7 protein-coding genes and 1 pseudogene are annotated in these 9,448 nt (G+C 54.2%); 1 reads left to right on the top strand and 7 read right to left on the bottom strand.

The genetic code is table 11. The features are described 5' to 3' along the window. From Q1K23_RS05675 to mltG, 7 genes and pseudogenes are all read right to left on the bottom strand, one after another. Positions 1-89, bottom strand: a pseudogene (locus Q1K23_RS05675) (succinate--CoA ligase subunit alpha); the annotation flags it as partial. Positions 90-104: 15 nt separating this feature from the next. Beyond that, positions 105-1,268 (bottom strand): ADP-forming succinate--CoA ligase subunit beta, encoded by a 1,164-nt coding sequence (gene sucC / locus Q1K23_RS05670; protein WP_300363161.1) that lies wholly within the window; start codon positions 1,266-1,268, stop codon positions 105-107. A gap of 28 nt (positions 1,269-1,296) precedes the next feature. After that, on the bottom strand, positions 1,297-1,857 hold the full coding sequence (locus Q1K23_RS05665) for a Fe-S-containing hydro-lyase (RefSeq protein WP_300363159.1): 561 nt from the start codon (positions 1,855-1,857) through the stop codon (positions 1,297-1,299). A gap of 9 nt (positions 1,858-1,866) precedes the next feature. Continuing rightward, positions 1,867-2,718, bottom strand: a complete 852-nt coding sequence (locus tag Q1K23_RS05660) for a fumarate hydratase (RefSeq protein ID WP_300363157.1) — start codon at positions 2,716-2,718, stop codon at positions 1,867-1,869. Further along, positions 2,715-3,674, bottom strand: coding sequence for a malate dehydrogenase (gene mdh / locus Q1K23_RS05655; RefSeq protein ID WP_300363156.1), 960 nt, complete (start codon positions 3,672-3,674; stop codon positions 2,715-2,717). Before mdh ends, Q1K23_RS05660 begins: the two co-directional genes overlap by 4 nt. Before the next feature lie 138 nt (positions 3,675-3,812). Continuing rightward, a complete protein-coding gene (locus Q1K23_RS05650) occupies positions 3,813-6,026 on the bottom strand; it encodes an NADP-dependent isocitrate dehydrogenase (protein ID WP_300363154.1) in 2,214 nt (737 codons plus the stop codon). 104 nt (positions 6,027-6,130) lie between these two features. Continuing rightward, positions 6,131-7,075, bottom strand: coding sequence for an endolytic transglycosylase MltG (gene mltG / locus Q1K23_RS05645; protein ID WP_300363153.1), 945 nt, complete (start codon positions 7,073-7,075; stop codon positions 6,131-6,133). Between mltG and Q1K23_RS05640 the strand changes: the two genes are divergently transcribed. Next, positions 7,017-9,448: AsmA-like C-terminal domain-containing protein (locus tag Q1K23_RS05640; RefSeq protein ID WP_300363151.1), on the top strand; the 2,432-nt coding region annotated here is incomplete at its 3' end. The two genes, mltG and Q1K23_RS05640, sit on opposite strands and share 59 nt — an antisense overlap.

Genomic DNA, 9,448 nt, shown 5'->3' with positions numbered 1-9,448 from the left:
TCGATACACTGGGAGGCGTGGAACGTTCCCTCTTTACCGGTAAATCCCTGGACGATGACTTTGGTGTCTTTGTTGACGAGAATACTCATTGTTCTATACCTCCCTTATTTCGCTGCTTCGACCGCTTTTTTGGCTCCGTCTGCCAGGTCGGTCGCTGAAATGATGTTTTTGATACCGGCATTTTTGAGAATCTCTGCCGCCTCTTCCGCGTTGGTACCGTCGAGTCGGACGACGACGGGAACGTTGACATCGGTGATCTTGGTCGCTTCCAGAATACCGTTGGCGACACGGTCGCATCGGACGATACCGCCGAAGATGTTGACGAAGATCGCTTTGACGTTGGGGTCTTTGAGGATGATCTCGAAACCCTTCGCGACCGTTTCGGGATTCGCTCCGCCACCCACGTCGAGGAAGTTGGCCGGCTCGCCCCCTTCGTGCTTGATGATATCCATCGTCGCCATCGCAAGACCTGCACCGTTGACCATACATCCGACGTTGCCATCGAGTTTGATGTAGCTGAGGCCATGCTGTTTCGCCTCGACTTCGGTCGGTTCCTCTTCGCTGAGATCTCGCATCTCATGGATGTCGGGATGGCGTCCCAGAGCGTTGTCGTCGAAGCCCATCTTCGCATCGAGTGCGAGGAATTTGCCGTCGCCCGTCTTGATAAGCGGGTTGATCTCGATCATTTCGGCGTCTTTGTCCATATAGACCTTGTAGAGGGCCTGGGCGAACTTGATGAAAGGTCCGATCTCCTCTTTGGCGAGTCCCAGACCGAAAGCCAGTTTGCGTCCGTGGAAGCCCTGGAAGCCGATGGCCGGATCGATATTGACCTTGACGATCTTTTCGGGAGTCTCGGCCGCGACCTTCTCGATCTCCATTCCGCCTTCCGTAGAAGCCATCATGACAGGCATTTCGGCTGCACGATCGAGAAGCATACCCAGATAGTACTCTTTCGCGATGTCCGCACCCTCTTCGATGTAGACTTTCTGGACCAGTTTCCCTTCCGGTCCCGTCTGGTGCGTCACCAGCGTCATGCCGAGTATCTGATCGGCCCAGTGTCTGACCTCGTCGATCGATTTGGCCAGCTTGACACCGCCGCCCAGTCCGCGGCCGCCCGCATGGATCTGCGCCTTGACGACCCAGATATTTCCTCCGAGCGCTTTGGCCGCATCGACCGCTTCGTCGACGCTGAAGGCTACCTGACCGCGCGGTACAGGAACACCGTACTCACGAAAAATCTCTTTCGCCTGATACTCATGAATGTTCATGTTGTTTCCCTTTCTTTATTTGGTTTTTTCAGTCTTTGACTTCGTACTGCTTGCGACCCTCTTCGTAGAGATCGCGACCGTAGGCGTCGTTGATCACCGTCACCGGGAAGTTCTCCACTTTCAGCATGCGGATCGCTTCGGGTCCCAGCTCCTCGTAGGCGATCACTTTCGCTTCTTTGATCAGTTTGCCAAGAAGCGCGCCCGCTCCGCCCGTGGCGCCGAAGTAGACCGCTTTGTACTCTTTGCAGGCATCCTTGACCGCCTGGTTGCGTTTGCCCTTTCCGATCATCCCTTTGAGTCCGTGCTTGATGAGTGTAGGCGAATAGCTGTCCATGCGGTAGCTCGTCGTAGGGCCCGCGCTGCCGATCGGCTCGCCCGGTTTCGGAGGTGTCGGTCCGACGAAGTAGATGACGGCACCGTCGAGCTGGAAGGGAAGCTCCTCTTTGTTCTCGATCAGATCGACGAGACGTTTGTGGGCCGCATCCCGGGCCGTGAAGATCGTACCGGAGAGATAGACGATATCTCCGGCTTTGAGATTCATGATATCTTCATCCGTAAGTGGTGTTGTAAGATAGTGTACTTGACTCATGGCAAATCCTTAAAGCGTTACGTGATTGTGTCGGCTGCTGTGGCACTGGACGTTGACACTGACCGGAAGCGAAGCGATGTGGCACGGATTTTTCTCGACATGAACCGCCAGAACCGTCTCCGTACCGCCCATTCCCATGGCACCGATACCCAGTTTGTTGAGCTCGTAGAGCAGCTCTTTTTCGAACTCCGCGACAGCCGGATCGGGATTGGGTTTGCCCGCTTCACGGAAAAGGGCGTATTTGCTCGAAATCGCCGCTTTCTCGAAAGTACCGCCGATGCCGACACCGACGATGATCGGAGGACAGGGGTTCGGACCCGCTTCGGAGATCACCTCCTTGACGAAATCGATGACCCCCTGAGGTCCCTGCGCCGGTGCCAGAACGCGGGCGCGGCTGACGTTTTCGCTTCCGCCCCCCTTGGCCGCGTATTCGATCTCGATCTTGTCCCCTTCGACGATGTCGTAGTGGATGACCGCCGGCAGGTTGTAGCCGATGACGTCTTTGAGGTTGGCGCGGGTGAAGCAGTCACAGGTGGAGGCGCGAAGGTAGCCCTCGATGTAGCCCTCTTCCGTGCCCTTGTTGATCGCGTCGGTCAGTGTACCGCCTGTGACGTGGACATCCTGGCCGACCTTGACGAAATAGACGGCCAATCCCGTATCCTGACAGAGAGGTCGCTTTTCGGTTCGGGCGATCTCGGCGTTTTCGAGGAGCTGCTCGAGAACCTTCCTGGCGACCGGGCTCTTCTCTTTTTCGTGGGCTTCCTTGAGCTTCTTCAAAGCATCCTCCGGCAGATTCGTCGCCGTGTGGATGACCATGTTCTTGACCGCTTTGACGATGTCGTCGTATGCTATTTCTCTCATCGTTTCTCTCCAAAAAAGTTGTGTTTTTCCAGCGTATCGATCAATTGCCTGACCGATTCGACCGATTTTTTGAACATTTTCCGCTCACATGCGTTGAGGGAGATGTTGATGATCTCCTCCGCACCGTCGGCACCGATACTGACCGGTACGCCGCTGACCACGTCGCTGTAACCGTACTCTCCGTCGAGATAGACGGCACAGGGATAGATCTGCTTCGTATCCTTCAAAATCGCCTCGACCATGATGACGGCCGACTTGCCGGGCGCGTAGTAGGCCGAACCTGTCTTGAGATAGTTGACGATCTCGGCGCCTCCGTGCTTGGTTCGCTCGACGATCTCGTCGATCTCTTCGTCCGTCAGAAGATCGTTGAGCGGGACGCCGGCGACGGTGGAGTAACGCGGCAGGGGCACCATATCGTCACCGTGACCGCCCATGACGGAAGCGCGGATCTGGCCGGCGCCGTAACCGAGCTTCTCCTGGATGAAATAGGCCATTCGCGAACTGTCGAGAATGCCGGCCATTCCCAGGACCCTGTGACGCTCGAAACCACTCTCTTTCAATGCCACATAGGTCATGGCGTCCAGCGGATTGGAGACCATGATGATGATGGCGTTGGGGGAGTAGGTTTTGATATCGTTGACAACTTCGCGGGTGATTTCGGCGTTGGTCAGCAGCAGGTCGTCCCGGCTCATGCCGGGAAGTCTCGGGCTTCCCGCCGTCACGACGACGACGTCGCAGTCGGCCAGCTGATGGGGCTCTTCCGCGACCGATACGATCGTGTGGCTTCGTGCCGCGGCGGCAGCCTGGCTCATATCGAGGGCTTTGCCCTTGGCGATATCGATCTTGTTGTCTCTGAGTATGATTTCATGGCACGAGCCATTCATGGCAAGAATAAACGCGGCTGTCGAACCGACATTTCCGGCTCCGACGATACCGACTCGTTTTCCTTTTCCCATTGGCAATCCTTAATGTAAATTTTCCAGCCTGCCGAAAAGGAGACTTCAGAAGTTGTTGATAAAGATAAACGAATAAAACTTCAAAAGGCTCGAAGTTTTACTCACCTATCCTGCCCGCACCCGGAGGTGCGGAGAAAATTATGCGATGGAATCGATAATTTTGTTGAGTGTTTCACTCGGTCGCATCGCCTTTTCGGCTTTGGCATCGTCCGGATGGTAGTATCCGCCGATATCCTGCTCTTTGCCTTCCATGGCGAGCATTTCGTCGAGAATCTGTTTTTCGTTCTCTTCGAGAGCTTTGGCGATCGGAGCGAACATATCGGCGAACTCTTTGTCGCTGCTTGCAGCGAGCGCCTCCGCCCAGTATTTGGCCAGATAGAAGTGGCTCGCTTTGTTGTCGGGCTCGCAGCATTTGCGGCTCGGCGCGTTGTCGTTGTCGAGGTAGGCTTCGTTGGCTTTGTCGAGGGCTTTGGCCATCTCCATGATCTTGTCGTCGCCTTTTTTCTGTGCGATCATGCGCAGAGATTCGGCGAGTGCCAGGAACTCGCCCAGGCTGTCCCATCGGAGGTGTCCCTCTTTGAGGAACTGCTCGACGTGCTTCGGAGCGGAACCGCCCGCACCCGTTTCGAAGAGTCCGCCGCCGGCGAGAAGAGGTACGATCGACATCATCTTCGCGCTCGTTCCCAGTTCGAGGATCGGGAAGAGGTCCGTCAGGTAGTCACGCAGGACGTTTCCGGTGACGCTGATCGTGTTGAGGCCCGCTCGTGTACGCTTCAGTGTGTACTTCATCGCCAGTTCGGGTGCCATGATATGGTACTCGACCGGCTCTTTTTCGAGATACTGGGGAAGTTCCTCGACGACACGCTTGATCAGGTTGGCATCGTGGGCACGGTTGCTGTCGAGCCAGAAGACGATCGGATCACCGGTCAGTTTGCCGCGCTCGTGAGCCAGTCGGATCCAGTCTTTGACTGCGATCTCCTTGACACGGTAGAGTCTCCAGATGTCACCTTTTTTCACTTCGTGTTTCATCAGTACGTTGCCGTTTTCGTCCTTGACTTCGACGACACCGTCCTCGGCGATTTTGAAAGTGGTCGGATGAGAACCGTACTCTTCGGCTTTTTTCGCCATCAGGCCGACGTTGCTGACGTGACCCATCGTCGTGACGTCGAACTGACCTTCACGCTTGCAGTCTTCGAGAATCTCTTTATACATACGTGCGTAGGTTCTGTCGGGGATAACAGCGACGCACTCCTGAAGCTCGCCGTCCTTGTTCCACATCTTTCCGCCTTCGCGGATGACCGGAGGCATGGAGGCGTCGATGATGATGTCGTTGGAGGCGTGAAGGTTGGTGATACCTTTGTCGCTGTCGACCATCGCGATGTTCGGGCGGTTCTTGTAGGTTTCGAAGATCGCCAGTTCGATCTCGCCGCGCTTCTCGTCGGGGAGTTTCTGAAGTTTCTTGTAGAGGTCGCCCAGTCCCAGGTCGGGATTGACACCGATCTCTTCGAACTCTTTGGCATACTTCTCGAAAACCTCTTTGAAGAAGACTTTGACGGCCTGACCGAACATGATCGGGTCGGAAACCTTCATCATTGTCGCTTTGAGGTGGATCGACCAGAGCAGATCTTTCTCTTTGGCGTCTTCGACGGTCTGGGCGAGGAACTTGTCGAGTTCCGCCGCGCCGAGGAAGCTTGCGGAGAGCTGCTCACCGTCTTCGACATCGGTCAGCTCTTTGAGAACCTTTCCGTTGAGTTCGATCGTGACTTTGCCACCCTTTTCCATGATGACGGACTGCTCGTTGGCGTAGAAGTCGTTCTCTTCCATATGGGCGACATACGCTTTGCAGTTCGGATCGAAAGGCTTGAGGCGGTGGGGATGCTTCTGTGCGAACCTTTTCACCGCGGGTGCGGCACGTCGGTCGGAGTTTCCTTCACGCAGAACCGGGTTGACGGCGGAACCGAGACATGTGGCGTAGCGTGCCTGAATCTCTTTTTCCGCGTCGGTCTGGGGATCTTCCGGATAGTCGGGAAGTTTGTAACCCTGCGCCTGAAGCTCGGCGATACACTCTTTGAGCTGGGGAATGGAGGCCGAAATGTTCGGAAGCTTGATGATGTTGGCTTCGGGTTTTTTAACCAGTTCGCCGAGTTTGGCCAGTTCGTCTTCGATACGCTGATCTTCGCTCAGGTAGTCGGCGAACGTCGCGATGACACGTCCGGCCAGAGAGATGTCGCGCTGCTCGACGTCCACTCCCGCCTTCTTTGCGAAATTTTTGACGATAGGAAACAGTGAGTATGTCGCGAGAGCAGGAGCCTCGTCGATTTTCGTCCAGACAATGGTCGGATTGGATGCCATGGTTTCTCCTTCTTGGTTTGTGTTTATAACCTTTATAGTAGCAACCAACTCTTTTAGTAAGGCATAAATGGCACGCATTCGAAAAAATTAGAAAGGACGATGTTTCATTTATTCACACTTTTGATATTTCGGAGATGGGTTTTGTAACGCTTCGTAAAAATGTGCTTTCCATCTTTTCCTTTCACGAAATAGAGGTAGTCCACTTTGGCCGGTTTGATCGCCGCCTTGATCGCCTCGAGCGAGACACTTCCGACGGGATAGGGAGGCAGACCCGCGTATCTGTAGGTGTTGAAACGGGTTCTATCCTCTTCGATACGTCTTTTCGTCACTTTGACGTGGGAATATTTTCCATAATTGAGCGCACCGTCCATCTGCAGGGGCATCCGCTTTTTGATACGGTTGTAGATGACCGCCGAGACGATCGGCATCTCGCTCTCGTCCGCCGCCTCTTTCTGGATTATCGACGCGATCGTTACATATCGAAACCAATTTTTCTCGTTGTAGATGCCGAAAAACTTCTTCGAGAGCTCTTTGTGGCGCTGCATCGATCTTTTCACGAGATAGTAGACCAGATGCTCTTCGGTGATGCCGATCGGAATGTAATAGGTATCGGGCCATATCACACCGTCCGGATAGGGGGCGTACTTTTCATAGGCCGTTTCCAGCTTTTTTCGATCGAGCCCCAGCTCTTTGGCCAGCGTGTCGAAAAAGATGACCCGTGTCTCGCCGGGTATCAGCGTGATCTCGGTCATCGCCGCTTTGGCGTGGGTCACTCTGTAGAGAAAATCGGCTTTCGTGAGCCTCGTCGTGCCGATGTCGATCCACCCCTGCTGGGGATAGCCGAAAAAGCGCAGAAGATGGCGATCGAGCCTGTTGACGTCGATGCCGCCGCGATGCAGATATGATATAATCGTAGCCCCCGTGCCGGAGGGCAGATAGAGTACCCGACTGCTTTTGACCGGCTGCATCAGATAATAGGCAAGCGATACGATGATAATAACGACAGCCAGGATCGTCCACTCGACACTTTTGAAAATCCTCTTTACCATTCTGCTTCTGTTCATCATTCTGGCTGTCGTCCTCGCTAACGGTCTGAAAATACCCCATATCGATCTTCCGGGTCTTAAAATCAGTGAATTTTACATTAAATTGGATAAAAAGCTCATCATCGAGATCGACCGCATCGAAATAGGCGGCGAAAGCGAAGAACATAGTTCGATCCAGGAGATGGAGCGGATCGGGAGCGCCCTGCGCTATCTCCCCCACTTTTTCGAATCGATCCAGATCAACGACATCGTCACACCGAAGGAGACCGTGCATCTTCTCTTTTACGACGACGTCTTCTATGTCGAGACCGACAAGCTCCAGCTCGCCACACAGATCTACTACGACGAGCGGCAAAAAGTGCTCTTCGCGAAAATCGCCACACTCTACTTCGTCGAACCCGACCTTTCGATCAAGGGAAAATTCGCCTACGACGGCCGCAACGCCGTCTGGAAGGGGGAAGGGAAATTCGAAGGGCTCAACGTCACGGGCAACTTTCTGGTCTGGGAAAAGGATCAAAAGATCCGCTTCATCGTCAATACGGATATGACCGACTCCATCAAACCTCTGGTGGACTATCTCGCTCCGCCCGAACCCGTCAAAGTCTGGATCTATCCGAAGATCCCCGCAAAAAGATATATCCTGCACTACCTCAAAGGAGAGATCGCACTCGGGAAAAACGGGGCGGTCAGACTCGATCCCAGAAAAGTGGAAGGTGCCGCATCGGCCTACGACGCGAAGATCCATTTTCATCCGAAAGTTCCCCCCGTCGCAACGAAACGGATCGACATCACCTACCGAAACGACGTACTGGGCTTCAAACTCCACCATCCCGTCTACCGGAAGAAAAAGCTCGACGGCAGTTACGTGCGCATACGCAATCTCCTCGGAAGCGGAGGAAAGACGGAGCTCGACGCCCACATCGTCGTCAAAGACCGGTTCGACGAGTCGATTCGCAGGATCTTGAACGCCTACAGGATTCCCGTCCCCTTCGTCCAGACCAAAGGAGTCATGGATGCCAAAGTCGATCTGACCGTCGCGCTGGTCGACGGAAAGATCGTCTCCTACCGGGGCGATTATAGAAGCGAAAGCGCGGAGCTTCTCTTCGACAACGTGATACCGGTACCTGTCGAAAACCTCCATGTCGTCTCGAAAGATACCGATATCACGATCGACTCCTGCCGTATCCGTCTGAAACCCTATCTCGACGCAGATCTGAAAGGTACGATCGATCTGGCCGAAAAACATGGAGATTTCCACCCGGTTATCCAAACTCTCGTCTACAAAAACTCCGGCGGGGTGGAACTTCTGCAGATGCGTCAAAAGCCGCTACACGTGACGATGGATTTCAGAAAGGAGATCCTCTTCGAAGTACCCGATCTTTCCATGCGGCTGACCTACAGGCCGGGCGGTGCGCTGCGTCTATCTCTTATGGATCTGGGAAAAGTGAAACCCTACCTGCGGGGCCCTCTCACTCCCGTCGAAAGCGGCAACCTCCATATCGGCGTCGCCAAAAAAGTGATCGATGCCGGAGGGAAAGTGATCTATCGCAACAAAATCCTCAGCCACGACGGCCGGCCGATCGAAAGTTTCGACATCGATATCCACATGACCCCTTCCAAAACGGTGGCGAAATTCAACGACAACATCACCCTGGTACAAAGAGAGAAGCTCACCACGATCGATTTCGAAAAGGTCGACGTCCATATCATGGAGCTTCGAAAACTCCTTCGCCCCTACCTGCAGAAGCGTGAAAGGACGGAAGATTCCCGAATCTCGTCGCGACTCATCCGAATCCATGCAAAAGAGAGCACCCTCTATACCACTTTCGCATACATTCCATGCGACAGTTTTCAGGTCAAAATCACGACCGAGCATCCCTTCTCGGTACTCTTCGAGTCCAAACACGGCGAAGGAGAGATCCGGGCCATCGTCTATAACGACGACGTGAAAATCGTGGGGAAACATCTGCCCGACAGGGTGATCCACGGCATTCCGGCGCTGAAGGACCTCTATGGGGGCTATTTCGATTTCGACGCCGTCGGAAAAGTGGACGACATCAACGGAACCGTCACCTTCAGAGACACCCTGTGGGCAAAAAGTCCCATCTACAACAATATCCTGGCCACTCTCAACTCCGTCCCCGCCATTTTGATGCTGAAAAACCCCGGCTTCAGCAACAAGGGATTCAAAATCAAGAAAGGGTTCGTGAAGTACCGGTACAAAGCCCCGGTTTTCCATTTCGACGAAATCGTGGTCAACGGCCCCAGCGCGAACATCTTCGGCAAGGGGCACATCGATTTCGAACACGATACGATCGACGTGAAGATGCAGATCAAGTTTCTCGAAACCATCAGCAAGACGATGCACAAGATTCC

This window comes from Hydrogenimonas sp., assembly GCF_029933015.1.
In the GTDB taxonomy this organism is placed as follows: Bacteria; Campylobacterota; Campylobacteria; order Campylobacterales; family Hydrogenimonadaceae; genus Hydrogenimonas.
Note: the sequence above shows the minus strand (reverse complement) of the source record. Positions and strands in the feature narration are given on the sequence as shown.